This is a genomic window from Streptomyces sp. NPDC005566, from assembly GCF_040605575.1.
Taxonomy (GTDB): Bacteria; Actinomycetota; Actinomycetes; order Streptomycetales; family Streptomycetaceae; genus Streptomyces.
The window spans coordinates 140,370-166,628 of the sequence record NZ_JBEXDB010000019.1 but is presented as its reverse complement, the minus strand read 5'-3'; the positions used below and the strand labels follow the sequence as shown (position 1 = coordinate 166,628).

Annotated in this window: 21 protein-coding genes and 1 riboswitch; of the genes, 9 read left to right on the top strand and 12 right to left on the bottom strand. The window is 71.8% G+C overall.

From position 1 onward, the window contains the following. Positions 1-47: 47 nt before the first annotated feature. The 3 genes from ABZS61_RS28020 to ABZS61_RS28010 form a co-directional block, all read right to left on the bottom strand. Complete coding sequence (locus ABZS61_RS28020) at positions 48-2,426, bottom strand: DUF5682 family protein (RefSeq protein ID WP_356426946.1); 2,379 nt, start codon at positions 2,424-2,426, stop codon at positions 48-50. Beyond that, positions 2,423-3,547, bottom strand: a complete 1,125-nt coding sequence (locus ABZS61_RS28015; protein ID WP_356426943.1) for an AAA family ATPase — start codon at positions 3,545-3,547, stop codon at positions 2,423-2,425. Before ABZS61_RS28015 ends, ABZS61_RS28020 begins: the two co-directional genes overlap by 4 nt. 127 nt (positions 3,548-3,674) lie before the next feature. Next, positions 3,675-4,109 (bottom strand): hypothetical protein, encoded by a 435-nt coding sequence (locus ABZS61_RS28010; RefSeq protein ID WP_356426941.1) that lies wholly within the window; start codon positions 4,107-4,109, stop codon positions 3,675-3,677. 136 nt (positions 4,110-4,245) lie between these two features. On the opposite strand from ABZS61_RS28010, the gene ABZS61_RS28005 reads away from it, so the two are divergent. Both ABZS61_RS28005 and ABZS61_RS28000 read left to right on the top strand, forming a co-directional pair. Beyond that, positions 4,246-5,646 carry an SWIM zinc finger family protein gene (locus ABZS61_RS28005; RefSeq protein ID WP_356426938.1) on the top strand — a complete coding sequence of 467 codons (1,401 nt, stop codon included), beginning with the start codon at positions 4,246-4,248 and terminating at the stop codon, positions 5,644-5,646. A 41-nt stretch (positions 5,647-5,687) separates the two neighbouring features. After that, positions 5,688-7,358, top strand: coding sequence for a DUF5691 domain-containing protein (locus ABZS61_RS28000; RefSeq protein WP_356426935.1), 1,671 nt, complete (start codon positions 5,688-5,690; stop codon positions 7,356-7,358). Positions 7,359-7,578: 220 nt separating this feature from the next. Here ABZS61_RS28000 and ABZS61_RS27995 read toward each other — a convergent pair whose 3' ends face one another. Continuing rightward, positions 7,579-7,992: a cobalamin B12-binding domain-containing protein gene (locus ABZS61_RS27995; protein WP_329208178.1), complete on the bottom strand. Its 414-nt coding sequence runs from the start codon at positions 7,990-7,992 to the stop codon at positions 7,579-7,581. A 346-nt stretch (positions 7,993-8,338) separates the two neighbouring features. Between ABZS61_RS27995 and ABZS61_RS27990 the strand changes: the two genes are divergently transcribed. Both ABZS61_RS27990 and ABZS61_RS27985 read left to right on the top strand, forming a co-directional pair. Further along, positions 8,339-9,292: an alpha/beta fold hydrolase gene (locus tag ABZS61_RS27990; RefSeq protein WP_356426931.1), complete on the top strand. Its 954-nt coding sequence runs from the start codon at positions 8,339-8,341 to the stop codon at positions 9,290-9,292. A 206-nt stretch (positions 9,293-9,498) separates the two neighbouring features. Beyond that, a complete protein-coding gene (locus ABZS61_RS27985; protein ID WP_356426928.1) occupies positions 9,499-11,241 on the top strand; it encodes a M23 family metallopeptidase in 1,743 nt (580 codons plus the stop codon). On the opposite strand, the gene pcrA is transcribed toward ABZS61_RS27985, so the two are convergent. Then, complete coding sequence (pcrA, locus tag ABZS61_RS27980) at positions 11,242-13,680, bottom strand: DNA helicase PcrA (protein ID WP_356426925.1); 2,439 nt, start codon at positions 13,678-13,680, stop codon at positions 11,242-11,244. It lies immediately after the preceding gene. Between the two features lie 257 nt (positions 13,681-13,937). Continuing rightward, positions 13,938-14,098, top strand: a riboswitch (cyclic di-AMP (ydaO/yuaA leader). On the opposite strand from pcrA, the gene ABZS61_RS27975 reads away from it, so the two are divergent. Continuing rightward, positions 14,097-15,248 (top strand): NlpC/P60 family protein, encoded by a 1,152-nt coding sequence (locus ABZS61_RS27975; protein ID WP_356426922.1) that lies wholly within the window; start codon positions 14,097-14,099, stop codon positions 15,246-15,248. (Overlaps the previous riboswitch by 2 nt.) A gap of 94 nt (positions 15,249-15,342) precedes the next feature. Here ABZS61_RS27975 and ABZS61_RS27970 read toward each other — a convergent pair whose 3' ends face one another. Beyond that, positions 15,343-15,696 (bottom strand): hypothetical protein, encoded by a 354-nt coding sequence (locus ABZS61_RS27970; protein ID WP_356426919.1) that lies wholly within the window; start codon positions 15,694-15,696, stop codon positions 15,343-15,345. A gap of 353 nt (positions 15,697-16,049) precedes the next feature. On the opposite strand from ABZS61_RS27970, the gene ABZS61_RS27965 reads away from it, so the two are divergent. Then, positions 16,050-17,120 (top strand): NlpC/P60 family protein, encoded by a 1,071-nt coding sequence (locus ABZS61_RS27965; RefSeq protein ID WP_356426916.1) that lies wholly within the window; start codon positions 16,050-16,052, stop codon positions 17,118-17,120. Positions 17,121-17,167: 47 nt separating this feature from the next. Continuing rightward, a complete protein-coding gene (locus ABZS61_RS27960) occupies positions 17,168-17,929 on the top strand; it encodes a GNAT family N-acetyltransferase (RefSeq protein WP_356426912.1) in 762 nt (253 codons plus the stop codon). 52 nt (positions 17,930-17,981) lie between these two features. Here the strand turns inward: ABZS61_RS27960 and ABZS61_RS27955 are convergent, their stop codons facing one another. After that, positions 17,982-18,677, bottom strand: coding sequence for a response regulator transcription factor (locus ABZS61_RS27955; protein ID WP_073744370.1), 696 nt, complete (start codon positions 18,675-18,677; stop codon positions 17,982-17,984). Continuing rightward, a complete protein-coding gene (locus tag ABZS61_RS27950; protein WP_356426908.1) occupies positions 18,674-19,960 on the bottom strand; it encodes a PspC domain-containing protein in 1,287 nt (428 codons plus the stop codon). Before ABZS61_RS27950 ends, ABZS61_RS27955 begins: the two co-directional genes overlap by 4 nt. A gap of 185 nt (positions 19,961-20,145) precedes the next feature. Between ABZS61_RS27950 and ABZS61_RS27945 the strand changes: the two genes are divergently transcribed. Both ABZS61_RS27945 and ABZS61_RS27940 read left to right on the top strand, forming a co-directional pair. Next, the gene (locus ABZS61_RS27945) at positions 20,146-21,483 is read left to right on the top strand and encodes a PspC domain-containing protein (protein WP_356426905.1); all 1,338 of its coding nucleotides are present in this window, start codon (positions 20,146-20,148) and stop codon (positions 21,481-21,483) included. Continuing rightward, positions 21,470-21,733, top strand: a complete 264-nt coding sequence (locus tag ABZS61_RS27940; protein WP_356426902.1) for a hypothetical protein — start codon at positions 21,470-21,472, stop codon at positions 21,731-21,733. Before ABZS61_RS27945 ends, ABZS61_RS27940 begins: the two co-directional genes overlap by 14 nt. Here ABZS61_RS27940 and ABZS61_RS27935 read toward each other — a convergent pair. The 4 genes from ABZS61_RS27935 to guaA form a co-directional block, all read right to left on the bottom strand. Beyond that, positions 21,640-22,149, bottom strand: a complete 510-nt coding sequence (locus ABZS61_RS27935; RefSeq protein WP_356426899.1) for a DoxX family protein — start codon at positions 22,147-22,149, stop codon at positions 21,640-21,642. The genes ABZS61_RS27940 and ABZS61_RS27935 overlap by 94 nt on opposite strands. Positions 22,150-22,225: 76 nt before the next feature. Next, positions 22,226-23,494 (bottom strand): hypothetical protein, encoded by a 1,269-nt coding sequence (locus ABZS61_RS27930; RefSeq protein WP_356426896.1) that lies wholly within the window; start codon positions 23,492-23,494, stop codon positions 22,226-22,228. A gap of 129 nt (positions 23,495-23,623) precedes the next feature. Then, positions 23,624-24,379, bottom strand: a complete 756-nt coding sequence (locus ABZS61_RS27925) for a class I SAM-dependent methyltransferase (protein WP_356426893.1) — start codon at positions 24,377-24,379, stop codon at positions 23,624-23,626. Positions 24,380-24,502: 123 nt separating this feature from the next. After that, positions 24,503-26,089: a glutamine-hydrolyzing GMP synthase gene (gene guaA / locus ABZS61_RS27920; RefSeq protein WP_356426890.1), complete on the bottom strand. Its 1,587-nt coding sequence runs from the start codon at positions 26,087-26,089 to the stop codon at positions 24,503-24,505. Positions 26,090-26,259 lie beyond the last annotated feature (170 nt).

The window sequence follows — 26,259 nt, the reverse complement described above, 5'->3', positions numbered from 1 at the left end:
CATCCGGCCGTCTGTGCCCATGGCCATCCGGCCGGATGTGTCCGTTGTCATCCGGCCGCCACCCGTTCCGCTCCCGCAACGCGGCCGGCTCCGTTTCCGGAGTCCGGGTCGGCTCCGAGCAGCAGCCGGAGCACCGGAACGACCGCGTCCGCACGCTCCGCGTCGAGTCCGGCGCCGAAGCCCGGTGCTGCCGCCTCCGCACCGCCGAGCGCCCTCCCGGGGTCCGGACCCCGGCGGACGAGCTCGCCCAGGGTGCGCCGCACACCGGGGTCGTAGACCGAGAACGTACGGCGCAGCAGCGGCAGTACGTCCGTGAACATCTCCGCCGGTACGCCGGTCAGCCAGGCGTCCACCAGTCCGAGGAGCCGCTCGTCGTGGACGAGCAGCATGCCGCCGCCCGCCGCCCCGCCGACGAAGCCCTCGATCCATGCGGCGGCGTCGGCCGGTGGTGTTCCGGGCGAGAGGGCCAGCCCCATCAGCCGGGCCGCGTCGTCCTCGGCGAGCCGCCCGTCATCGAGCAGCAGGCGCGTTGCACGGCCGCGGATCACACCCGCGACCGTGTCCCTGGCGGACAGCCTGTGCAGCACTCCTGCCCAGCGCTCCCGCAGCCCTTGGGCGGATACGGCTCCTCCGGCGAGCAGGCCGATCGCTGTGTGCACACCGTCGACCTGGCGGTGCAGCTGCGCCGCGCCGTCCGCGTCGAGACCGGTGCACGCGGGCGGCAGGCCCACGCAGATCCGCTCGGCGAGACCGACGGCGACCTCTCCCAGTGCGGCCGTGTCCGTGGACCGCACGTCCCCGTACCGCAGGGACCGGGCCAGGGCGGGCAGCGCGTCGGCGAGGTGGCCCACGTCCGCGTCGAGGGCGGCCCGGTCGGCGAGGGCCCTCATCACAACGGGCAGCGCGTCGGGGAGGTCCGCCAGCAGGCAGCGTTCGGCGAGCGCGGTCACGTCGGCGAGGGCGGTCGCCGAGACGGCGTCCGATTCGGTCCGGGCGGTCGCGGCGGAGAGCACCGTGGTACCCCACACCCCGGCCTCCGCGATCCGTACGAAAAGTTCCGGCTCCCAGCGCAGCCGCCAGCTCTCCCGGAACGTCCCCGTACTCCCCCGGCCGGCGGCGGGGTCGCCCCAGCCGACTCCGAGGAGTCCCAGCCGGTGCAGCAGTCTGCTGCGGGCCGAGTCGGTCTCCTTGCGCAGGTCGAGGTCCAGTTCCCGCTCCTTCGCCTCCGGTTTGAGCCGGAGGGTGCGCTGCAGGCGCGTCAGGTCTCGCTGCAGGGGCACTGCGGGGGCGCTGTCGGGTACCTCGCCGAGGGTCTCCCCGACGACCAGCCGGTCGTGCACGAGGGCGAGCGGCACGTCGGACCCCTCGCACATGACGGCCCGGACCGCGTCGGTGGCCTCGGTCAGTCCTGGGAGCGGGCGGCCCCTCATGGCGGCCAGCGCCTCGGCGAGCCGGACGGCCTCGATGACATGGGCGGAGGAGACGAACCTGTCCTCGTCGCGCAGGAGTCCGGCCACCTTCGTCATCCATCGCTCGACGGGCCGGTCGGGCGCGCCGAACAGATGCCCGTACCAACCGGGGGAGTCGATGCCCGCGCCGTATCCGCTGTGCCGGGCGAGTCTGCGGTGGGTCCACGGCACCCAGGTCAGTTCGGTTCTGACCTTGGGAATCCCCTTGAGGAGAGCTCTGTCGGCGGCGACCGTCGTCCTCGCGGCCAGGGCGGGGACATGCCAGGCACCGCAGACGACGGCGATGTCGTCACCGAACTCCTTGCGGGCGGCACGCAGCTGAATGCGCATGTACGCCTCCCGGACGGCGTCTCGGGGGTGCCCTCCGTCGCCGTACGCCTCGCGCAGCGCCGTCATCGCCTCCGCGAGCACCTCGAAAGGTGCCCGCGGGTCTTCCGGAACATCTCCGGTGCCACGGTGTTCGACGACGTCTTCCCACCAGCGCTCCGGGTCGTCGTAGCCGGCGGTCCGGGCGAGGACGCCGATCGGATCGATGACCTGGGCGTCGCCCGGCCGGCTCCCGGCCCGATCGTCCTGTTCCGTCTGCTCGTTCTGTTCCGACATGGCCAGGGAATGCGCGGCGGGCAGGTCCACGAAGCGCACCGGGACCTCGTGCGCGAGCGCCCACCGGATCGCGACCCATTCGGGTGAGAACTCGGCCAGCGGCCAGAACGCGGCACGCCCCGGGTCGTCCACGGCATGGGCGAGCAGCGCGACGGGCGGCCGCATCTGCTCGTCGGCGGCGAGCGGCAGCAGCGCGTCGGCCTCGGGCGGCCCTTCGATGAGGACGGCACGCGGCTGTACGCGGTCCAGGGTGGCCCGCACCGCCCGCGCGGATCCGGGCCCGTGATGACGGACCCCCAGCAGCAGCGGTCCGCCTGCGCGTTCCCGCACAGCCGGGCGGAGGGCGGCCGTCATACGGAGACCTCGCGGCAGGCGCGGTAGAAGTCCTTCCAGCCGTCCCGTTCCCGGACCACGGTCTCCAGGTACTCCTGCCAGACCACACGGTCCGCCGCGGGGTCCCTGACGACCGCGCCCAGGATGCCGGCCGCGACGTCGCCGGGCCGCAGCACACCGTCGCCGAAGTGGGCGGCGAGCGCGAGTCCGTTGGTGACGACGGAGATGGCCTCGGCCGTGGACAGGGTCCCCGACGGGGACTTGAGCTTGATGCGGCCGTCCGTGGTGACGCCGTCGCGCAGCTCCCGGAAGACCGTGACGACGCGCCTGATCTCGGCCATGCCGTCGGGGGCCGCGGGCAGGTCGAGCGAGCGCCCGATCTGGTCGACGCGCCGGGAGACGATGTCCACTTCGGCATCGGGTGTCGCGGGCAGGGGCAGCACCACGGTGTTGAACCGGCGGCGCAGGGCGCTGGACAGCTCGTTGACTCCGCGGTCGCGGTCGTTGGCCGTGGCGATGAGGTTGAACCCGCGGACGGCCTGGACCTCCTGACCCAGCTCGGGAACGGGGAGCGTCTTCTCCGAGAGGATCGTGATCAGCGCGTCCTGCACATCGGCGGGGATGCGGGTCAGCTCCTCCACCCGGGCGGTCATCCCGTCGGACATGGCCCGCATGACCGGGCTCGGTACCAGTGCGTCGCGGCTGGGCCCGTGGGCGAGCAACTGCGCGTAGTTCCAGCCGTAGCGAACGGCTTCCTCCGGTGTCCCCGCCGTGCCCTGGACGAGCAGCGTCGAGTCTCCGCTGACCGCCGCGGCGAGGTGCTCGGACACCCATGTCTTGGCGGTGCCCGGCACACCCAGGAGGAGCAGGGCCCGGTCGGTGGCGAGCGTGGTCACGGCAACTTCGACGAGGCGCCGAGGGCCCACGTACTTCGGTGTGATCAGTGTCCCGTCCGGGAGCGTCCCGCCGAGCAGGTAGGTGGCGACGGCCCACGGCGACAGGCGCCAACGAACCGGCCTGGGGCGGTCGTCGGCAGCGGCGAGAGCCTTGAGCTCGTCGGCGAAGGCGTCCTCGGCGTGCGGCCTCAGGGCCTCGCCGCCGGCCTCTGCGGCGGCGACAGCGGTGCGTACGGACACAGTCATGGATCCCCCTCCAGATCGTTCGACCCGATGTGGTTTCCACCGTGCACCATGCCACTGACAATCGGCCCCGGCCTCGGGGCCGGGGCCGATTGACGGCAGCCGGTCCCGCGGACCGACGCGGGGGGCGTCAGCCGGTGACCGGCGAGACCGCGACGCAGCCGCCGCCCGTCAGGAGCGTCTCGCCCTTCGCTTCCTCGATGACCTTGCCCTTGTGCGTGATCGTGCAGGTGACGTCGTTCGCACCCTCGCCCAGGGCGATCGGCATGACAGCGGACGGCATGATGCCCCGCAGCGTGACGGTCTTCCTCCAGGGCAGCGTGGGCGACTTGACGGTCTCGATCTCCGGTTCCATGGCCTTGCCCCCGCCGCCGTGGAACTGGATCTCGTCGACGGTGGTGCCGGTGACCTCGTAGGTCACCTCGTACGTCTCGTCGACCGCCCTGTCCACGGAGTCGGTACAGGCGCCCAGGCCGAGTGTGAGACCGCCTGCGATGGCGGCGCATACGACGGCTCGAGCGATACGGGTGTGTCTGAGGTGAGCGGAGCGAACGATGCGGTTCATACGGAATCCCCCGAGTTGGTTGCCTGATGCCCTCATTCAAGGAGAAGCGTATGGATTGCGCGGAGTCAAGTGCCTGCGGGGCAGCAGGAATCGCAGTCGGAGTCGATTGTCAGTGGGGCGGCCTACCGTCGTTCCCATGCTGCTATCTCACGGGGGAGAACCCTCAGGCGCCACCGGTCCGGTGGCGCGCTGGACGGTGGAGCAGGTACTGGCCCTGGCTCCTGACGACGCATCACGCAAGGCGGGGAACAGGCTCGGCAGGGCCGGTCCGTGGTCCGAGGCCGGCCACGGCGGTGCGGGGACGGTGTGGGGGCTGTGCAAGGGCAGCGGCAGCAAGCCGTACCGCACGGTGATAGACACCACGGGCCCCGCGTACACGTGCAGTTGTCCGAGCCGGAAGTTCCCGTGCAAGCACGCGCTGGGGCTGCTGCTGCTCTGGGCCTCCGACGGCTCCGCGCTGAAGGAGGGCGAGGCACCCGAGTGGGCCGAGGAGTGGCTGGAGGGCCGGCGCAGGCGTGCGGCGGAGCGGGCCGCGCCACCGGCCGCGGGCAAGGACACGGCCGCAGGCCTTGCCGATCCGGAGGCGGCAAGACGGCGCGCCGACCGTCGGGCCGGGCGGATCACAGGGGGCGCGCGGGAGCTCGAGCAGCGTCTCACCGACCTGCTGCGCGGGGGCCTCGCGACGGCCGACCGCTCGGGATACGCGCTGTGGGAGGAGACCGCGGCCCGCATGGTCGACGCGCAGGCCCCTGGGCTCGCCGGGCGCGTACGGGAGTTGGGCGCGATCCCGGCGTCGGGCCCCGGCTGGCCCGTGCGCCTGCTCGAGGAGTGCGCCCTGTTGCATCTGCTGGACACGGCGTGGCTCGGGCTGGACCGGCTGCCCGAGCCACTCGCAGCGACGGTCCGTACGAGAGTGGGGCTGACTTCCCCGGCCGAGGGACCGGCGGTCCGCGACCGGTGGCTGGTCCTCGCCCAGTACGACACTCAGGACGGCAAGATCGTCACCCGCCGCATCTGGCTGCACGGGGAGGAGTCGGGGCGCACCGCCCTGCTGCTCTCCTTCGGGGCGGCGGGTCGCTCCCCCGGACAGGCACTGCCGGTGGGCGTGACGATCGACGCCGAAGTCACGCCGTATCCAGGTGGCGGGCGGCTACGGGGCGAGCTGGGGCCGCAGTTCGGCGCACCCGTCGCCGTGGCGGCCCCGCCGCCCGGCGGCACCACGGGAGATGCCGTCACCGCGTACGGGCGGGCGCTGCTGGACGACCCCTGGCTGGATTCGTGGCCGGCCACCCTGCGCGATGTCATACCCGTGCCGTCCGGGGACGGCTGGCAACTGGTCGGCGCGGCGGACGGATCCGCGTTGCCGATCGCCCCGTCCGGGCTGTCGCGGCCGGGCCTGTGGAAGCTCGTCGCGCTGTCCGGAGGCGGTCCCGTGACGGTCTTCGGGGAGTGCGGCCACCGCGGTTTCGACCCGCTGGCCGCCTGGTGCGCGGAAGCCTCCGACGACAGCGCGGGCGCGACCGTGGCGCTCGTCTGACACCCCTGAAGCCCTCTCACGCGACAACCGGAGGAGATCGAATGTCCACGACGACAACGGCCGGCGCGCCCGTGAACGCCCCCTGGGAGGAGCTCGTCACCTCGGCGCTGCTCGGCACCGACCGGCGCCCGCCGCCCACGGGAGGCGGACCGGCGGACGGCCCCGCCGCGCTGCTGGATGCGGCGGCGCTCCACACCGTGCGGCGCCGGGCGGCGCTGCTGCCGGCCATCGGGGCCGCCGTGCCGGAAGCGGCGCCCCCCGATCCGCGCCCGCCGCTTCCGGCGGCGGCTCGGCGCCGCCTCGCCCAGCTGCTCGCCGACCGTTCCGCACCCTCCGGCAGCGGGCGCCGGGGGACGGCCCCCGATCTCACCGAGCTCATCCCCCAGTGGCTGGCCTCCGCGGGTGCCCGTGGATTCCGCGCTCCCGCGGAGCTGCTGCCCGCACTGCTGGACGCGGCCCGGGCGCGCACGGATCTGCGGCCGCACGCGCTGGCGTTCGCCGGGCCGCGCGGGCTCTGGCTGGCGGCTCTGAATCCGGAGTGGAAATTCGCGCTCCGCGCGTCCGCGAACCGCTCGCGTCTGCCGGCCACCGATGACCAGGAGGCGGTGGGCCGGCTCTGGGAGGAAGGCCTGTTCGCGGAGCGGGTCGCGCTGCTCGGAGCCGTACGGGCGCAGGATCCCGCAGCGGCCCGTGCCCTGCTCGCCACCACCTGGTCCACGGAGCGTGCCGAGGACCGGCTGATGTTCCTCGACTCCCTGCGCACCGGTCTCTCGGACGGCGACGAGGCGTTCCTGGAGGAGGCCCTGTCCGACCGCAGCCGCAATGTCCGCTCCACCGCTGCCGAGCTGCTGTCGGCCCTGCCGGAGTCGGCCCTCGCCCGGCGGATGGCGGACCGCGCCACCTCCTGCGTGAACCCGGACCGAACGGGCGGCGAAGGGGCCATCGCCGTGGAAGCCCCGCACGAGTGCGACGCGGCCATGCAGCGCGACGGCGTGGCACCGGTGCCCCCGTCGGGGCGGGGCGAACGTTCGTGGTGGCTCGGCCAGTTGGTGGAGGCCACCCCGCTCGCCGTCTGGCGGGAGCGGTTCGGCGGACGTACGGCCCAGGAGGTCGTCGCCCTGCCCGTCACCGACGACTGGGGGGCGGAGCTGCACGCGGCCTGGTGCCGGGCAGCCGTACGACAGCGGGATCCGGAATGGGCGCGCGCCCTGCTGGGTACCCCCTCGACGCCTCCGGCGAGCGGTCCCGGAACGGCCTCTCTGGCCGAACGCTCGAAGCTGCTCGCCACGTTGCCCGCTTCCGAACGGGCGGATTGGGTGGCCGGCTTCATCGCGGCGCACGGCCTGTCGGAGGCATTCCAGCTGCTGGGCGTCTGCGCGGTCCCCTGGGCCGAGCCGCTCGGCCGCTCGGTGGTCGACGCGCTGGACATCGCCCGGGACGCCGGCAGCTACCCATGGAGCTTCAGCGGGGTCATGGGTCTGGCCGAGCGATGCCTCGACCCTGCCGAGGCGGACCGGCTCGAGGTGCTCACCACCACGCCGGACGAGCCGGAAGGTGCGTCGCCCGGTGCGGGTGGCTACTGGTCGGAGGCGTTCCGGAGACTGGTCTCCACCCTGCGTCTGCGCGCGGCCATGGACGCGGAACTGGCGCAGGACAGCGTGACGGGCCGAGCGCAGGACGGCGCAGAACAGCGCATGCGCACAACGAACTGAGGGCCGGACGCCGAGCCCCGCCGGGGCACACCAGGGCGTACCGGCGGCCGCGCGGCGCCCTGCCCCGGGTCCGGGGGCCCGGCTCCGGCTCCCGCTCCCGGCTCCGGCTCTCCGGCCCCGGGAGCGAGCCTGCTCGGCCCCGGACCCGGGTCCGGGGACCCGGGTCCGGGACAGGCGTGCTCAGGTTTCCGCGAGCCGGCACCAGGAGAAGAGGGCCTGCTCAGGCCCCCGCAGGCTGGCGGACGTTCGCGTTCACCCAGGCGACGATCGAAGCCGTCGTCGCACCCGGCGTGAAGATCTCCGCCACGCCCTGCTCCTTCAGCGGCGCGATGTCCGCCTCGGGAATGATGCCGCCGCCGAACACCTTGATGTCCTCCGCCTCGCGCTCCTTCAACAGCACGATGACCTTCGCGAAGAGCGTGTTGTGCGCACCGGAGAGGATCGACAGCCCGATCGCGTCGGCGTCCTCCTGGATCGCCGTGTCCACGATCTGCTCGGGGGTCTGGTGGAGCCCGGTATAGATGACCTCCATACCCGCGTCGCGCAGCGCCCGCGCGATCACCTTGGCCCCGCGGTCGTGGCCGTCGAGGCCCGGCTTCGCCACCACCACTCGGATCGGACCGGTCACACCCATCACTGCCTCCACATGCGTCTCCCGTGCCTGAAGGGCCGGGGATGTGAACGAACGTTATCCACAGCATCCCGCACGGCGTCGTTTCGCGGTGGACCGGGAGGGGGAAATCACACATTGGGACATGTTCGCCAAGCGTCGCTCCCCGCATCACACGGCCCACGGCCGCGCAGGGACCGTCGTACAGGGGAGCCGCAACGAGGTCGTCGTACCACCGCGCCGTCAGCCGCACGGCACGGTGGTACGACCTCCGGCCGACCAGGGCCGTAGCCACCTCCGCAGCGACACCCCGTGAGGGCATACGGGGCAGGGAGCCGCCTCCGCCGCATGCCAGTGCAGGAGGTCGGCCATGAAGGTCCTGTCCTTCCTTCCCCTACTGCTGCGCCAGTCGTGCCTGCATCCGAGCCGACTGACATCGGCGCTGGTCAGAGCCACCGCACTGGAGCTGGTGATCCTCGCAGGGCACCTCCTCATCTACCCCACCGGCATGACCCCCGAGCGCCGGCTCCCCACAGCCCCTCCGGGCCCCGGGCACGAAGCCGGCCCTGAGAACGGCCTCGAAACCGGCCCTGCGACCGGCAGTGACCGGCGGAGCCCCGCTCACCCGGACACCCCCCACGCCACTCCTTCGGCGGACAACACCACCGCCCTCCCGGCCCGGTCCTTCGACCGGCCGCCGGTCGTCCTCCTGCACGGCTTCATCGACAACCGCTCGGTCTTCGTCCTGCTCCGCCGCTCCCTGGCCCGGCACGGCTGGCGGCATCTCGAGTCGCTGAACTACTCGCCTCTGACCTGCGACATCCGCACGGCGGCAGAGCTGCTGGACCGCCATGTCGAGGAGATCTGCGCCCGCACCGGACACACCGAGGTCGACATCGTCGGGCACAGCCTCGGCGGCCTGATCGCGCGCTACTACGTACAGCGGCTGGGCGGCGACCGGAGAGTGCGCACCCTGGTCACCCTCGGCACGCCGCACAGCGGCACGGCCGCAGCCCCGCTGGCCGGCGCGCATCCGATCGTGCGCCAGATGCGCAGTGGCTCCCCCCTGATCGAGGAACTGCGCCTGCCGGCTCAGGGCTGCCGGACCCGGTTCATCAGTTTCTGGAGCGAACTGGACCGGGTCATGCTCCCCGTCGAGACGGCCTGCGTCGACCACCCCGACCTCGACGCACAGAACGTGCGTGTGACCGGCATCGGCCATCTCGCACTGCCGGTGCATCCCGCCGTCGCGGCCGCGATCCGTCAGGCGCTCGAGTCCGACGACGCGGTCATCGGCACCCGGGGAGCCGCTTCCGTCGCCTGACGAATAGAACAAACTTCGAACATAGAGCCAAGGCTGCCTCTCCAGTCCACCGAAAGGCGGCCGATTGCCCGTTTCCTGAGCGAACGGAACCTGCCGAAGATTGTCGTCGTCGCGTACCGCCGGGTACAGTCGCGGCCACTGCTCACCCGGGTTCCCCCCACCGGATCCCGGAAACAGGTCCTGCTGCCGAGGCGAGAGAGAAGTTGGTGAACGACCAGCACCCCCACGCCGGGTACGTCGGATACGACGGTCACTCCACCGGCAGCTTCGACACCGACCCGCTCTTCGGGACTCTTCCCGGTCATCACGACGGCAGTCACGAGACGTACGAGAGCAGTTATACGACTGCGTACGACGCCACCTACGGCGGCTACGGAAACGCGTATCCGGCAGAGCCGCAGAGCCAGAGCGTCCCGTACGACCCCGCCCAGTGGGACACCGGCGGACACCAGCAGGCTCAGCAGGCCCCGTACGACGCGTACGGCACCCAGGCCCATCCGGCCCAGCAGACGTACGACACCACCGCCACCTGGCTGCCCGACGGCGGGGCCACCCCGCAGGCCGGCGCCCCGGAGGCGACGGGCCAGTGGGACACCACCGGCTGGGACCACACGGGCCAGGCCGACCAGTGGGCAACGAGCGACACCGGCGCCTTCCCCACCACGACGTTCAGCGACACGTCCTACGCCACGGGCACCTACGCGGCCCCGGTCTTCGAGACTCCCGGCTACGGAGCCGGCGCCTACGAAACCGTCGACACCGGCACGTACGACGCCACCGCCTGGAACACCGGCGCCACGCCCGAGGACACGGCGTACGCACCCGAACACACGTCGTACCCCTCGTACGAACACGGGTCGGCGCCCTACGAGGCATACGGGACCGCCGAGTTCAGCGCCCACGACGCCGGGACCGGGACCTCGGGGTACGCCGGGACCACGGACTACTCGGACACCGACGGGTACACCGGGACCACGGACCACTCGGACACCGACGGGTACACCGAAACCGCGGACTACACGGAGTCCGCCGAGTTCGCGGGCACCGACACCGACGGAGCCCCGGAAGCCGACGAGCCAGACCCGGCCGCCGAAGCCACCGGCACCGCACACCCGTCCCACGGCGACGGCGACACCGACATCCCCGCGGCCCGCACCTCCACCGCCCAGCGTCCCGTGGGCCGTTCCGCCCCGCGCGGTGGCGGCAGCCGAGGCCGGCGCCGCACCCCTGCCAAGCGTTCCGCCCTCCTCACCGTCGCTGTCCCCTCCGCCTGCGTCATGAGCGTCGCCGGCATCGCCGCCGCCTCCGTGAGCGGTGTCGGTGGCGATGAGCAGAAGGACGACACCACGACCGTGGCTGCCGCCGACCCGGGCACCGTGGAGCCCGTCGTGGCCAACAACAAGCTGGACACCCAGCTCGCCAACCTCAGCGCCGACGCGGAGAACTTCGCGGACCGCGCCAGCCGCACCCAGGAGCGCATCGACCTGAAGGAGCGGCAGGCCGCCGAGAAGAAGAAGCGCGCGGAGGAGGCCGCCCGCCGCGAGGCCGCGCGCCCCAAGTTCGTCCTGCCGGTCAAGCAGCACGGCCTCAGCGCGTACTACGGTCAGGCCGGCGTGAACTGGATGTCCGTCCACACCGGCATCGACTTCCCGGTCTCGTACGGCACTTCCGTGATGGCGGCGACCGACGGCACCGTACGCACGCAGTGGAACAACGCCTACGGGAACATGGCCATCGTCACCGCGGCCGACGGTACCGAGACCTGGTACTGCCACCTCAGCAGCACCAGGATCCGTTCCGGCTCGGTCAAGGCCGGCGACGTGATCGGGTACGCCGGGGACTCCGGCAACTCAACCGGTGCGCACCTGCACTTCGAGGTGCGGCCCGGCGGCGGCGCGGCGATCGACCCGACGCCGTGGCTGCGCAGCCACGGCGTCAACCCCAACTGATCAGAGCTTCTCGACCGGCGCGTACCGCAGGAGGAGCTTCTTCGGCCGCTCGTCCCCGAAGTCGACCGTCGCCTTCGCCTGGTCGCCGAACCCCTCGACCGCCGTCACCGTACCCAGCCCGAACTGGTCGTGCGTGACGCGGTCCCCGACCACCAGGGTGACCACGGGCTTGTCCGAGGTGCGCCGGGTCGCGAAGCCCGAGGGCCCCGACTTGGATCGCGACGAGGACAGCGACGACGTGATCCCCGACGTGGGTCCTGCCGGAGCCGCCATCGGCCCCTTGCGCTTCCAGTCCAGGTGCTGGTCCGGGATCTCCTCCAGGAACCGCGACGGCGGGTTGTACGAAGGCTGCCCCCACGCACTGCGCATCGAGGCCCTGGTCAGGTACAGCCGCTCACGGGCACGTGTGATGCCCACATAGGCGAGCCGGCGCTCCTCCTCGAGCTCCTTCGCCTGTCCCAGCGCGCGCATGTGCGGGAAGACGCCGTCCTCCATGCCGGTCAGGAACACCACCGGGAATTCGAGGCCCTTGGCGGTGTGCAGCGTCATCAGGGTGACGACACCGGAGCCGTCCTCGTCCTCGTCGGGGATCTGGTCGGCGTCGGCAACGAGCGCGACCTTCTCCAGGAACTCGGCGAGCGTGCCCGCGCCCTCGTCCTGCGCCCGCTCCTGCTCGAACTCGAGGGCGACGGCGGCGAGCTCCTGGAGGTTCTCGATACGGGTCTCGTCCTGCGGGTCGGTGGACGCCTGGAGTTCGGCGAGATAGCCGGTCCGCTCCATGACGGCCTCCAGCACGACCGCCGGTCCTGCGCCGGACTCCACGATCGTGCGGAGCTCCTCCATCAGCGTGTTGAACCGCTTCACCGCGTTGGACGAGCGGGCCGCCATGCCGTACGCCTCGTCGACGCGGCGCAGCGCCTGCGGGAAGGAGATCTTCTCGCGCATCGACAGGGCGTCGATCATCGCCTCGGCCCGGTCGCCGATGCCCCGCTTCGGCACGTTGAGGATGCGGCGCAGGGGGACGGTGTCCTCGGGGTTGGAGAGGACCCGCAGGTAGGCCAGGACGTCCCTGACCTCCTTGCGCTCGTAGAAGCGCACTCCGCCGACGACCTTGTAGGGCAGCCCGACGCGGATGAAGATCTCTTCGAAGACACGGGACTGGGCGTTGGTGCGGTAGAAGACGGCGACGTCTCCGGCCTTCGCGTCCCCGGCGTCCGTCAGCCGGTCGATCTCGTCGGCGACGAACTGGGCCTCGTCGTGCTCGGTGTCGGCGACGTAACCGGTGATCCGGGTACCGGCGCCCGCGTTCGTCCAGAGGTTCTTGGGGCGGCGGCTCTCGTTGCGCTCGATGACGGCGTTGGCCGCGGACAGGATCGTCTGCGTGGAGCGGTAGTTCTGCTCCAGCATGATCGTCTTCGCGTCCGGGTAGTCCTCCTCGAACTGGAGGATGTTGCGGATGGTCGCGCCGCGGAAGGCGTAGATCGACTGGTCCGCGTCACCGACGACGCACAGCTCACCCGGGGCGTCGGCCTCGCCCGCCGGGCCCACCAGCTCGCGCACGAGGGTGTACTGCGCGTGGTTGGTGTCCTGGTACTCGTCGACCATCACGTGCCGGAAGCGGCGGCGGTAGTGCTCGGCGACATCGGGGAACGCCTGGAGCAGGTGCACCGTCGTCATGATGATGTCGTCGAAGTCCAGGGCGTTGGCCTCGCGCAGCCGCGCCTGGTAGAGCGCGTATGCCTGGGCCAGTGTCTTCTCGAAGCCGTCCGCGGCCTGCCCCGCGAAGGTCTCCTCGTCGATCAGTTCGTTCTTGAGGTTCGAGACCTTCGCCGTGAACGACTTCGGCGGATAGCGCTTCGGGTCGAGGTCGAGATCGCGGCAGACCAGTGCCATCAGCCGCTTGGAGTCGGCGGCGTCGTAGATCGAGAACGACGAGGTGAAGCCGAGGCGCTTCGACTCGCGGCGCAGGATCCGCACGCACGCACTGTGGAAGGTCATGACCCACATGGCGTTGGCGCGTGGTCCGACGAGCTGCTCGACGCGCTCCTTCATCTCGCCCGCGGCCTTGTTGGTGAAGGTGATCGCGAGGATCTGGCCCGGGTGCACCCCGCGCTCGGCCAGCAGGTGGGCGATCCGGTGCGTCAGCACCCGGGTCTTGCCCGAGCCTGCCCCGGCGACGATGAGCAGCGGGGATCCCGCGTGCACGACGGCGGCGCGCTGCTCGGTGTTCAGCCCGTCGAGCAGCGCGGCGGAGTCGACGACGGGGCGCGGGGCGCCGTCGCGGTAATAGGCCTCGCGCGGGGGCGGGGGCCCGTCGAAGACACCCCCGAAGAGGTCCTCCGGCACCGCTTCGGGTGCGTGGTCCTCGGGGGGTGGCGGGGGGCCCTCGTCCGCTTGCTGGAGGCCGGTCAGGAAACTGTCGTCAAAGAGGCTGCTCATCGCCTGACGAGTCTAGGCGGCCGCACCGACACCCTGGGGCCGCATTCCGCACGAGGGCCAGATCTGTGCGCGCACCGAGACGGATTGCCCACAGTGCGTAGGGATTCGGCGACTGTTCCCGCTGCGGGACAGCTCAATCCAGAAAGGTCACGGAAATGTATCGGGCATATCGGCCATCAACCTTCACAGGGACGCCACGGGTTGGCTAGCGTGCTCCGACGGGTGACCGTTACCCCCTTGAGGCGAACCACGCCACGCGGGCACCCTCGCTGAATCCGTCACTCCCGCAGGGGAGTCCGGAACCGGGGACCCACACGCAGCACCGGGGTGAATCGGTCCGTCCCGCTGGACCGTAGGGCAGCCTTCCGTTCCGCCCGAACCCGACAGCTAACCCGGTAGGCGGTCCACGGAAGGAGATGCCGGCCTTGGCGTCGCATCGCAAACCGCGCACCCGTGTGCGCACCAGCTCCCCCGCCGTCGGTCTCACGACGGCGGCGCTCGCGTCCGTCACCCTGCTCTCCACGCAGAGCGCGACGGCCGCCCCGGCGGAGCCCAAGCCCAGCATCGAGGAAGTACAGAAGAAGGTGGACGACCTCTACCGCCAGGCGGGAACGGCGACCCAGCAGTACAACAAGGCGAAGGCGGCCTCCACCCAGCAGCGCTCCAAGGTCGACGCACTCCTCGAGGCCGCGGCCAAGCGCGCCGACAAGCTGAACGAGACGCGCCGGGAACTGGGCAACTACGCGGCCGCGCAGTACCGCAGCGGAGCGATAGCCCCCACGGCCACGTTCTTCCTCGCGGACGACCCGCAGTCGTACTTCGACCAGGACCAGCTGATGGCCCGGATGACCAGCCAGCAGCAGAAGGCGGTCGCCGATTTCCGTACGCAGCAGAGCGAGGCGGCGACCAAGCGGGTCGAGGCGACGAAGAGCCTGCAGACGCTCACCGAGTCGCAGACCACGCTGCGCACCAGCAAGCAGCAGGTGCAGAACAAGCTGGCCGAGGCGCGCACGCTGCTGTCGGAGCTGACCGCCGAGGAGAAGGCGCGGCTCGCGGAGCTGGAGCGCAAGAAGGAGGCGGAGGCCAAGCGCAAGGCGGAGGACCTCGCGCGCCGGCAGGCCGCCGCCGCGAAGGCGGAGGCGGACAAGGCAGCCGCGGAGGAGGCCTCGAAGGGGGAGGCGGACACCGGCACCGGCACGGGCTCCGACAGCAGCTACGCGTCGAAGGCGGACAAGGTCCTGGCCTTCGCACGGGACCAGATCGGCAAGCCGTACGTCTGGGGGGCGACGGGCCCGTCCTCGTACGACTGCTCCGGGCTGACGCAGGCCGCGTGGAAGGCGGCGGGCGTCGACCTGCCCCGCACCACCTGGGACCAGGTCGAGGTGGGCACCCGGGTGGCCACCGCGGATCTGAAGCCGGGGGACCTGGTCTTCTTCTACGACGACATCAGCCACGTCGGCATCTACAAGGGCGACGGAATGATGATCCACGCGCCGAAGCCGGGCGCGAACGTGCGCGAGGAGTCGATCTACTACATGCCGATCTACGGCAGCGTGCGCCCGGCATAACAACGCGGAGCCCACTGAGCGCACTGAGCGCACTGAGCGCACTGACGGAACTGCCTACGGGCCCGGCGGACACCGGGCCCGTAGGGCTGCCCGGTCAGGTCCAGACTGTGGCGATGAAGATGTTGGCGGCCGTCAGCCCGCCGACGGCCATGAAGGCGCCCTTGTCGACCTTCTCCTCGTCCCGCTTCACGTAGACGAGCGCCAGGATCACGACCAGGATCAGCAGCTTGATGCCGATCTTGACGTTGTTCACCGGCTGGTCGTCGAGCCGATTGAACCCGACCAGGGCAAAACCCGTGACGAGCATCATCAGCGCACCGTGCAGCATGGCGGGTCCGAACCGCGCGGCACCCTCCCCCATGGCCTTCATCTGAGTGAGGAACCCACCCAGCAGGGAGGCGATTCCGATGATGTGCAGGGCGACGAAGACATTGATGAGTACGTCCATGGCCGCAGCGTAGCCGCGTCCATATCACCAGTCTTCAGCTAGGTACTAATTCCCTATGAGTTCGCTCTCGACCCGTGCGAATTGCCCGACTACAGCTGGTATTTCCGGTCATTTGCGTTGATCGAAACGTCACATAGGGGCAATAGCTGTCATTACGACTCTTCCCCGTGCCTCGGGTTTAGCGTCCCTCCCAGGTGACCGAATCTTCACCGCCGCTCCCGTACCGGGCGGCACCCCGGTCACCCCGCCAGGTTCCGGTGGCGGGCCACTCCCCCTGTGGTGGCCCGGCACCGGTACCGGCGGGCCCGCCGGTACCCCCCGACGGGCAGTCGAACGGAAGGACCCGCGCCCCCGTGGCCGCCCAACGCAAAGCCGCTCACCGCAAGCCCAAGCAGCGTCCGTTCACCGGGCCTGCTGCCCGCACCGCAGCCACCCTGGCCCTGGCCGGAGCGGCTACCGCGACCGCCTTCGAGGGCGCCGCCCAGGCCGAGCCCCAGCTCACCCCGGCCCAGGTGAAGTCCAAGGTCGACCGGCTCTACCACGACGCCGAGGTCGCCACCGAGCAGTACAACGGCGCGAAGGAGAAGGCGACCGCGACCACCAAGTCCCTGGACGCCCTGCGCGACGAGGCCGCCCGCCGGACGGAGCGCCTCAACGCCGCGCGCAACGCCCTCGGCTCGTTCGCCGCCGCGCAGTACCGCAGCGGCGGCCTCGACCCCGCCGTCCAGCTTGCGCTCTCCTCCGACCCCGACCAGTACCTGGAGCGCGCCTCCTACCTGGATCGGGCCGGGGACCGGCAGGCCGGCGCGGTCAACGGCGTCCGCAGGCAGCTCAACGAGGTCGCCCAGCTCCGTGCCCGGGCCGACGAGGAGCTCGCCGCGCTGGCGGACCGCCAGGCCGAGCTGAAGAAGCACCGGAGCGCGGTCCGCACCAAGCTGGCCGAAGCCCGCAGGCTCCTGGCCACCCTCACGGCCGCCCAGCGCGCCGACTACGAGCGCTCCGCCGACGCCCAGCACGGCGGCAGCGCCGTCCGGGCCGACCGCAGCACCCCGCGCGGCTCCGTCAGCGCCCCCAACGCCCGTGCCGCGCAGGCCGTCGACTTCGCTTACGGGGCACTGGGCAAGCCGTACGTCTGGGGTGCCACCGGCCCGTCCTCGTTCGACTGCTCCGGCCTCACCCAGGCCGCCTGGAACGCCGCGGGCGTCTCGCTGCCCCGCACCACCTACACGCAGATCAACGCGGGCAGCCGTGTCTCCCGCTCCGAACTGGCCCCGGGCGACCTGGTCTTCTTCTACTCGGGCGTCACACACGTCGGGCTGTACATCGGCGGCGGACAGATGATCCACGCCCCCCGCCCCGGCGCGCCGGTGCGCATCGCGCCGATCACCGAAATGCCTTTCGCGGGAGCGACCCGGGTGGCATAGGCTCCGCGCCGACCGGCCCAGCGAGAGAGAGAAGGCTCCCCGTGCCGATGGACACCGATGTCCAGAACTACGCGCGAACGCTCACCCTCCGCTCCCCCGACCACTACCGGGTGGGCCCCTTCACGGTGCGCCACAACCCGGGCTGGAACCTGAAGTACGCCAACTACGCCATCCCCGACCGCGGGGCCGAGCCCACCGCCGGGGACATCGACGACCTCGTCGCGGCATTCCGGGAGCGGGACCGGCTGCCGCGCCTGGAGTACCTGCCCTCCTGGGCCCCCGCCGTCGAACCGGCCCTGCTGGCCGCCGGCTTCACCGTGGAGAACCACGCGCCCGTACTGGCCTGCACCCCGGCCGGGTTCCTGCCGCCGAAGCCGGTGGACGGGCTCCGCGTGACCGAACCCGTCACCGACGCGGAGTTCACCGCGGCCGCCGCGGTCCAGCACACGGGCTTCGGCGGCGAAGGCGGCCCCGACGAGGGCGGGATCGCCTGGCTGCGCGCCGCGGTGGCCGGCAAGGGCGTCGCGGCGCTCGCCCTGCTCGGCACCGAGCCCGCCGGAGCGGGCGGCTGCTCGGTCCCCGTCGACGGCATCAGCGAACTGGCCGGCCTCGCCGTGGCCGACGCCCACCGCCGCCGGGGCATCGGCGCCGCGCTCTCCGCCTGGCTGACCACGACGGCCTTCGAGCGCGGCTGCTCCGCCGTCTGGCTGGAGCCGGGAAGCCCCGAGGTCGAACGGATCTACGCGGGCATCGGCTACCGCAGGATCGGCGAGAAGACCAACATCTCGCTCGCGGCGGAAGCCCGCTGACGCGGGCCGACCGGCAACCGGGGCGCGACGCCGACCCCGCTCGCGGCCGGTCTCAGACCAGCCGCCGTGCCGTCGCCCACCGCGTCAGCTCGTGCCGGTTGGACAGCTGGAGCTTCCGCAGCACCGCCGAGACGTGCGACTCGACCGTCTTCACCGAGATGAACAGCTGCTTGGCGATCTCCTTGTACGCGTATCCGCGTGCGATCAGCCGGAGCACCTCGCGCTCGCGCTGCGTCAGCCGGTCCAGGTCCTCGTCCACCGGCGGCGCGTCCGTCGAGGCGAAGGCGTCGAGGACGAAGCCGGCCAGCCGCGGAGAGAACACGGCGTCGCCGTCCTGCACCCGGAAGACCGAGTCGACCAGGTCGGCGCCGGTGATGGTCTTGGTGACGTAGCCGCGGGCGCCGCCGCGGATGACTCCGATGACGTCCTCCGCGGCGTCCGAGACCGACAGCGCCAGGAAGCGCACCGGGTTCTCCACGGCACCCATCATCGGTGCGCAGCGCCGCAGTACCTCGACCCCGCCGCCGCCCGGGAGGTGGACGTCCAGGAGGACGACCTCGGGGCGGGTCGCGGTGATCACGGTGACTGCCTGGTCGACGTCCGCGGCCTCGCCGACGACCTCGACCCCGGTCTCCTCGGTGCGCCCGATCTCGGCCTGGACCCCGGTGCGGAACATCCGGTGGTCGTCGACGAGCACGACCCGTACCCGGCGCTCCGGGCCCCCGGCAGCTTCGGTGTTCTCGGTCATTGGCTCGCCCTTTCCATTTCCAGCTCGACTTCCGTGCCCCCGCCGGGCACCGAACGCAGTCGCGCCGTACCGCCGTTGCGCTGCATCCGGCCGATGATTGATTCTCGTACGCCCATCCTGTCGCCCGGGACGGAATCCAGGTCGAATCCCGGTCCCCGGTCCCGTACGGACACGAAGACCGTGCGGCCCTCGACCTCCGCGAAGACCTGGACGGCGCCGCCTTCGCCACCGTACTTGGCGGCGTTGACCATCGCCTCGCGTGCGGCCTGCATCTGTGCCGTCAGCTTCTCGTCGAGCGGGCAGTCGCCGACGACGACGACCTCCAGCGGGACGCCGTGCTTGTCCTCCACCTCGGCGGCGGCACGCTTGACCGCCTCGGCGAGCGTCTCGGGTTCGTCGTCCTCGTCCTTGCCGGTGCCCTCCGGGTTGTACAGCCAGTTGCGCAGCTCGCGCTCCTGGGCGCGGGCGAGCCTGCGGACCTCGCCACCGTCGTCCGCGTTGCGCTGGATCAGGGTGAGTGTGTGCAGGACCGAGTCGTGGACGTGGGCCGCGACCTCGGCTCGCTCCTGGGCCCGGATGCGCATCAGGCGTTCCTCGGAGAGGTCCTGCGTCATCCGCGCGAGGTAGGGGCCCGCGAGCAGTGCGATGCCGGTCAGTACGGCTATGGCGGCGGTCAGCACATTGCCGAGCTGGGCCGCCGAGCCGCGGACCACCATGAACACCGCGAGACCGAGCCCGACGAGTGCGACGCCAGCCAGACCGCGGGCCAGGTGCAGTACACGGCGGCGGCGGCCGACCTCGATCCAGCGGGCCCGGCGCGCGTTGTCGGCCTGGCGCCACACCAGGACGGAGCCCGCGCCGATCAGGAGCGTCGGCCAGATGTAGCGGTCGGCCTTGCTGCCCATGTCGACGTTGCTGACGAAGATCATGGCGCCGACGGCCAGCGCGACCAGGGCGAAGACCTGGCCCTTGTCGGGCTTGCGGAGTCTGCGCCGCCCGTCCGGGGCGGTCTCGAACACGGAACGCGTCGCCTCGACCCCGCCGATGCCGAGCGGGACGACGATCCAGAACACGGCGTACAGCAGGGCGCCGAGACCGTTCGCGAAGAACAGCCCGAGGAAGACGAACCTGACCCAGGCGACGGGCAGCCCCAGATGACCGGCGAGCCCGCGCGCGACGCCACCGAGCAGGCGCCCGTCGGCGCTGCGGTACAGCTTGCGCACCGGCGGCTCCTCGGGGTCCAGGGTGTGGGAGCTTGCGGCTCGGGTCGTGGCGGCTGGCATGGACCGATGGTCACACGGCCGGGCCGGTCGTGGCATCAGGGTCGGCCCCGGAGGCGACCCTGATGCCCGCGCTGCCCGGATCCCGTTGCCGGAAGCGCCCTGAGGGGGTGCCCGGGGGCAATATCAGGGATCGGCCAGGGTCGTCGCGGGTCCCACAAGGGCGTACGGGCCGTCACCATGGAGCCATGACCGTTCCCCAGGGCGCCACCCCCGGCGTCGCGCCGCCACCCGAGCCGAAACCGCAGCTGCGGCGCAGCCCGCGGCAGAAGGTGGTGGCCGGGGTCTGCGGCGGGCTCGGCCGGTACTGCGACGTGGACCCGGTGATCTTCCGGATCGTGCTCGGCGTCCTCGCGGTGACCGGCGGCATCGGGCTCATCTTCTACGGCTTCGCCTGGCTCCTGCTCCCCGTGGAGGGCGAGGAGGAGAACGAGGTGCGCAGGCTGATGTCGGGCCGGGTCGAGGGTGCGTCGCTGATAGCGCTGCTCCTCGCGCTGGTGGGCTGCGGTCTGCTCCTGTCGATGCTGCACAACGGCGGGATGCTGGCGTTCGCCGCGATGCTGTCGCTGGCCGTCATCGGCTTCTCCGTATGGACACAGCACCGCAGGACGGCGGCGCCGGAGGATCCGCCGGGCGCGGCCGCGGCGCAGGCGCCGGGAGGCGCGGCGCACACCGCCGGGCACGGGGCACCGCCGGAGGTGAAGGCGCCGCCGACACCGGGCACCCCGTCGTGGTGGCGGGATCCGATCGTCAAGGACGGCACGTCGGGGCCGGTCGGTCCCGGCTATCTGTGGGGTCCGGTGGACGCCGTGCTCGACGCGGCCGACCGCGGCAGGCGCAGGGCCACCGCGGAGTCGCCCTATCGCGCCCCCTACCGTCCGCCTGGGACCCGGGGCCCTCGGTCGATCGGCGGTCTCGTCTTCCTGCTGGCGCTGGTCGCGGGCGGTCTGGGCACGGGGCTGAGCTGGGAGACCCAGCCACTGGGGACGAGCCTGCAGTTCGGGCTCGCCGCCGCGCTCGCGGTGTTCGGCCTCGGACTGCTGGTCGCCTCGGTCCTGGGCCGTACAGGGTTCGGCACGATCATGCTGGCGATGGTGACGGCGGGGCTGCTGGCGGGTGCGGCGGCCCTCCCGAAGGACATCAGCACCGAATGGGTCCGCACGCAGTGGCGGCCGGCCTCGGTCGCGGCGGTCCAGCCCCGGTACGAGCTGGGCACCGGGGTCGCGCGGCTCGACCTCTCCCGGGTCACCGTCCCCGAGGGCGATGTCCTGCGCACCGGGATCGAGGTCGGGGCGGGCCGGGCGCTCGTCGTCGTACCGCAGGGGATGACAGTGAAACTGCGCGCCGAGGCGGGCCTCGGGGACATCCAGCTGCCCTCCGACCTCCGTGAGGACGTGGATGTCTCCCCGAGCCGGCAGACGCGACAGACCCTTGAACCGGTCAAGGGCAGCAAGCCGTCCGGCATCCTGGAGCTGAGCATGGAAGTCGGCATCGGACAGGTGGAGGTCGCCCGTGCTGCGTCATGAGATCCGGCCCGGCCGCGCGGTGGCGGGCGTCGTCATGCTCGCCCTGGCCGGTGCCTACACGGCGGACGCGGCGGGGGCGTGGACGGTCCCGTGGGTGTTCTTCCTCCCGGTGTTCCTCGGGGGCCTGTGGCTGGCCGCGACCGTGACGTGGGTGAGCTACCGGCTGCGTCGCCGCCGGGACGTGAGGAAGGCGTCGGCGGAGAACTCGGCGGCGCCGGCGAGCAGCAGCGGCAGCCAGGCCATGAGGTAGATCAGGTCGTTGCCGTAGTAGTACGGCTCGGTCTGCCAGCTCACGGTGAGCCACAGGCTCAGCGAGATCAGCGCACCGCCGAGTGCCGCGAGGCGGGCCCACAGGCCCACGAGGGTACCGAGGCCGACGGCGAGCTCGCCGAACGCGATGGCGTAGCCGAAGCCTTCGGGGCTCTTGAGAGCCAGGTCGACGAGGGCCGGGATCGCGGAGGTGTCGCGCACCCCTTCCATCAGCTGCCCGATGGAACCGTCGCCGCTCGCCGACATGAAGGCGCTGTCGGTCAGCTTGTCGAGCCCCGCGTAGATGAAGGTGACTCCGAGAAAGATCCGCAGGGGCAGCAGCGCGTACTGCCTCGCCCGCTCCCGAAGGCTCCTCGGCTCGCCCAGACCGTGTGAACCGCCGCCGTAGCCATGCATGACCGCTCCGCCTTCCGTTGGCCCGTCAACCAGACCATACGTACGCGGTGAACGGGCTGCTCACCAGGGTTGCGACTCAGTCCGTGACATCGATCGGGCAGGGGTTGGTCTCCACACCTGCCGCGGTGACGACCTGGACGTCCACGATGCCCGGTTCGACCTCCACCGGCACCGGCACGGTGAGCACCGTGTCGGACGGGTTGGCGAAGCCTCCGGCGACCGGGATCAGCGGTACGTGGACGTGCACCCGGCCGATCCTGACGACCACGCGCGCGAGCCGGTCCGGGCTCCCCGCCCCGGGCGGCACGAAGCCGGCTCCGCGGATCTCGATGTCGTCGCCGGTACGGATCGGGGCGTCCAGGTCTCCGGCTTCCCTGGCCCTCACGACCGACAGGATGACCGGCCGGCCGCCCTCGGCGTACTTCCCGGAGAAGTACGTGGCCGCCGAGACGACCACCAGGATCGCCAGGCCCCACGGCAGGTCGGGCAGTTGTTCCGGGCGGCGGGCGAGGCGGACCGCTGCGAAGAGGACGGCGACGGCGCTGACGAGCACGTACTGCACATCGGTGAAGCTGCCGCGGCCGGAGTCGTCGGTGAGCAGGTCGGCGGCCCGCGGCCGGTCGGCGCGCAGTTTCTGCAGCCGCTGCCCCAGGACGCGTACGGTCACCACCCGGCGTACGAGGACGGCGACGGCGCACACCAGCGCGAGCACGGTCAGCACTCCGGCGGAGCGCACCAGGTCCAGGCCCTCGATCAGCTCGTCGCGGTCGCCGTGGTCGGACGCGCCGGCCAGTTGGAGGGCGAGGACGAGCACGGCGAAGACGGCGAGCAGGACCCAGGACGCGGCGACCGTGCGCGAGGTGGAGAGCCGGTTGTCCTCACCGATCAGCGGGGCGAGGAGGCCGCCGCGGGGCCGGTGGAGCCGGGCGGCGGCGGTGAGCAGGCCCGCCGTGATCAGTCCGGCGACCAGACCGGCGGTGCGGGCGGTGGACCAGCCGGCGCCGATGGCGGTGACGGCCTCGCCGATGACCAGCAGCGCGACACCGCCCCAGACGGCGACCAGGGTGCGCTGCCAGACCACGTGGAGCCAGGCGTCGCCGGCCTCGCGGCTGCGTTCGGCGACCGTGCGCGCGGACTCGGTCAGCTCGTCCGACACCCACTGCCGGGATGCCGAGGCGGACTGGGCGACCCCGGCGGGCAGGCCCTTGCCGGCCGCCAGCTCATCGCGTTTGGCGAGGAAGGCCGCGACCGCGCGCCGGTGTCCTTCGCGTGCTCCGTGCGGGCAGTCGCCGCACGTACAGCCACCGCCGTGCGTGCTGCTCGTCCTCGCCTCGTCCAACGCCACGGGGAACGCCGCCCTTTCCTGCACCGGTACAACCAACTCGCTTGTGATTTCTGCGAATTGTGCCGTACAGGGCGGGCCCGTCCCGCATCGGGGCGGGCTGCGCGTACATGTCGTCCACATGTACGAATGTCAGGTGCTGAGTACAAGATACGCAAGGCCCAGCGTTCCGCGGTATCCGCCGTAGTAATCGGTACGACGGGCGTCGACTGCCGCGGTCACCTCCGCGTGCAGAGGGTGCCCCGGATTGGCCAGCGCCCACCGCTCGCCCCGTCCGATGTTGGCGGAGGACTCGAAGAGGTCCCATTCACGCTGGTCGGCGACGGTGACCTGCAGCGGCCGCAGACCGACGGCCTCCGCCTGCCGGACCAGGCCGAGGAGCGAGCCGAAGTCGCCCGGCTCGGCGCCCAGTCCCTCCAGCGCGGCCGCCGAGGGCTCCCTCTCCCAGAACCCGTCCCCGAACAGCACCCGCCCGCCCGGCCGCACGGCGGCCCGCAGCGCCTTGAGCGCCTCGGGGGTGCCGCCGGGCCAGGCGTGCGAGGAGCCGATGCAGACGGCCAGGTCGTAGCCGTCCCCCGGGAACTCGGCCGCGGACACCTCGTGGAACCGCACCCGGCCGCTGAGCCCTCGCTCCCCCGCCAGACGCTGTCCGCGCGCCACGGCGTCCGGGTCGGTCTCGACGCCGTCCCCGGTGGCGCCGGGCGCCGCCGCCACGAGACGCATCAGCAGCTCGCCCCAGCCACTGCCGAAGTCCGCGATCCGCGCCCCCGGGGCGGGTTCGCAGGCGGCCACCAGCCGGGCGGCGTGCTCCTCGGACAGAGGGGTGTTCCAGGTGAGCCGGTCGTTTCCCGGGGCAGCCATGAGGGCGCGGACTTCGTCGGCGGACATAGGCGCGGATCCTGCCACGGCCGCGGCGGGCCCTGCCACCGGTTTCCGGCCGGGAAGTCCCGGGAAAGCGGCGACGCCGCCACCCCTGAGGGGTGGCGGCGTCGGCACGGCGTCCGGGTGGGACTACTCCCACTCGATCGTCCCCGGGGGCTTGCTCGTCACGTCGAGGACGACGCGGTTCACGTCGGCGACCTCGTTGGTGATGCGGGTGGAGATCTTCGCCAGCGTCTCGTACGGCAGACGCGACCAGTCGGCCGTCATGGCGTCCTCGGAGGACACCGGGCGCAGCACGATCGGGTGGCCGTAGGTGCGGCCGTCACCCTGGACGCCGACACTGCGGACGTCCGCGAGGAGGACCACCGGGCACTGCCAGATGTCGCGGTCCAGACCGGCGGCGGTCAGCTCCTCGCGGGCGATGGCGTCGGCCTCGCGCAGCAGGTCGAGCCGTTCCTTGGTGACGTCGCCGACGATGCGGATACCGAGGCCGGGGCCCGGGAACGGCTGCCTCTGGACGATCTCCTCCGGCAGGCCGAGCTCCTGGCCGACCATCCGGACCTCGTCCTTGAACAGCTGGCGCAGCGGCTCGACGAGCTGGAACTCGATGTCGTCGGGGAGGCCGCCCACGTTGTGGTGGGACTTGATGTTGGCGGTGCCGGTACCGCCGCCGGACTCGACGACGTCCGGGTAGAGGGTGCCCTGCACGAGGAAGGCCACCTCGGGGCCGTCCTCCTGGAGGATCTCCAGCTGGGCCTGCTCGAAGACGCGGATGAACTCGCGGCCGATGATCTTCCGCTTCTGCTCCGGGTCGGACACACCGGCCAGGGCGTCGAGGAAGCGCTTCTCCGCGTCGACGACCTTCAGCTTCGCGCCGGTCGCGGCCACGAAGTCCTTCTCGACCTGATCGGTCTCGCCCTTGCGCATCAGACCGTGGTCGACGTACACGCAGGTGAGCTGCGAGCCGACGGCCTTCTGGACGAGGGCCGCGGCGACCGCGGAGTCCACACCGCCGGAGAGGCCGCAGATGGCACGCTTGTCGCCGACCTGCTCGCGGATCAGGGCGATCTGCTCCTCGACGACGTTGGTGGTCGTCCAGGTCGGCTCGATGCCCGCGCCGCGGTAGAGGAAGTGCTCCAGGACCTGCTGGCCGAAGGTCGAGTGCATGACCTCCGGGTGGTACTGGACGCCGTACAGCTTCTTCTCGTCGTTCTCGAAGGCGGCGACCGGCACGACGTCCGTGGACGCGGTGACGGTGAAGCCCTCGGGGGCGGCGGAGCAGGCGTCGCCGTGCGACATCCACACCGGCTGCTCCGTGGGCGTGCCCTCGAAGAGGGTGGAGCCGACCTTGGAGACGGAGAGCTGGGTGCGGCCGTACTCGCGTGCGCCGTTGTCGTCGACCGTGCCGCCGAGCGTGGTGGCCATCAGCTGGAAGCCGTAGCACATGCCGAAGACCGGGACCCCGGCCTCGAACAGCGAACGGTCGAGGCCGGGCGCACCCTCCGCGTACACCGAGGACGGACCGCCGGACAGGATGATCGCCCGGGGGTTCCTGGCCAGCATCTCGGCCACCGGCATCGTGGACGGGACGATCTCGCTGTAGACCCGGGCCTCACGGACGCGGCGGGCGATGAGCTGGGCGTACTGGGCACCGAAGTCGACAACCAGAACCACGTCGGTGGTGGTGTCGGGGGCGGCGGGGGGCGCTGCTGGCACGGGGCGGCCTTCCGGCGGTGGAGAGGGGGTCGGTCCTCCCAATTCTACCGGCCGTGGGACCACGCCCTGCCGGGCTCCCGTCTCACCATCCGGGCCCGGCGTGGACCCGGCCCGCGGACGGGGTCCATACTTGCCCCCATGCGTCAGCACACGATCTTCGTCTTTACCTA

Coding starts and splice junctions, on each gene's coding strand:
- ABZS61_RS28020 (WP_356426946.1), bottom strand. CDS start 2,426: ATGACGGCCGCCCTCCGCCCGGCTGTGCGGGAACGCGCAGGCGGACCG.
- ABZS61_RS28015 (WP_356426943.1), bottom strand. CDS start 3,547: ATGACTGTGTCCGTACGCACCGCTGTCGCCGCCGCAGAGGCCGGCGGC.
- ABZS61_RS28010 (WP_356426941.1), bottom strand. CDS start 4,109: ATGAACCGCATCGTTCGCTCCGCTCACCTCAGACACACCCGTATCGCT.
- ABZS61_RS28005 (WP_356426938.1), top strand. CDS start 4,246: ATGCTGCTATCTCACGGGGGAGAACCCTCAGGCGCCACCGGTCCGGTG.
- ABZS61_RS28000 (WP_356426935.1), top strand. CDS start 5,688: ATGTCCACGACGACAACGGCCGGCGCGCCCGTGAACGCCCCCTGGGAG.
- ABZS61_RS27995 (WP_329208178.1), bottom strand. CDS start 7,992: ATGGGTGTGACCGGTCCGATCCGAGTGGTGGTGGCGAAGCCGGGCCTC.
- ABZS61_RS27990 (WP_356426931.1), top strand. CDS start 8,339: ATGAAGGTCCTGTCCTTCCTTCCCCTACTGCTGCGCCAGTCGTGCCTG.
- pcrA (WP_356426925.1), bottom strand. CDS start 13,680: ATGAGCAGCCTCTTTGACGACAGTTTCCTGACCGGCCTCCAGCAAGCG.
- ABZS61_RS27975 (WP_356426922.1), top strand. CDS start 14,097: ATGCCGGCCTTGGCGTCGCATCGCAAACCGCGCACCCGTGTGCGCACC.
- ABZS61_RS27970 (WP_356426919.1), bottom strand. CDS start 15,696: ATGGACGTACTCATCAATGTCTTCGTCGCCCTGCACATCATCGGAATC.
- ABZS61_RS27960 (WP_356426912.1), top strand. CDS start 17,168: ATGGACACCGATGTCCAGAACTACGCGCGAACGCTCACCCTCCGCTCC.
- ABZS61_RS27955 (WP_073744370.1), bottom strand. CDS start 18,677: ATGACCGAGAACACCGAAGCTGCCGGGGGCCCGGAGCGCCGGGTACGG.
- ABZS61_RS27950 (WP_356426908.1), bottom strand. CDS start 19,960: ATGCCAGCCGCCACGACCCGAGCCGCAAGCTCCCACACCCTGGACCCC.
- ABZS61_RS27945 (WP_356426905.1), top strand. CDS start 20,146: ATGACCGTTCCCCAGGGCGCCACCCCCGGCGTCGCGCCGCCACCCGAG.
- ABZS61_RS27935 (WP_356426899.1), bottom strand. CDS start 22,149: ATGCATGGCTACGGCGGCGGTTCACACGGTCTGGGCGAGCCGAGGAGC.
- ABZS61_RS27925 (WP_356426893.1), bottom strand. CDS start 24,379: ATGTCCGCCGACGAAGTCCGCGCCCTCATGGCTGCCCCGGGAAACGAC.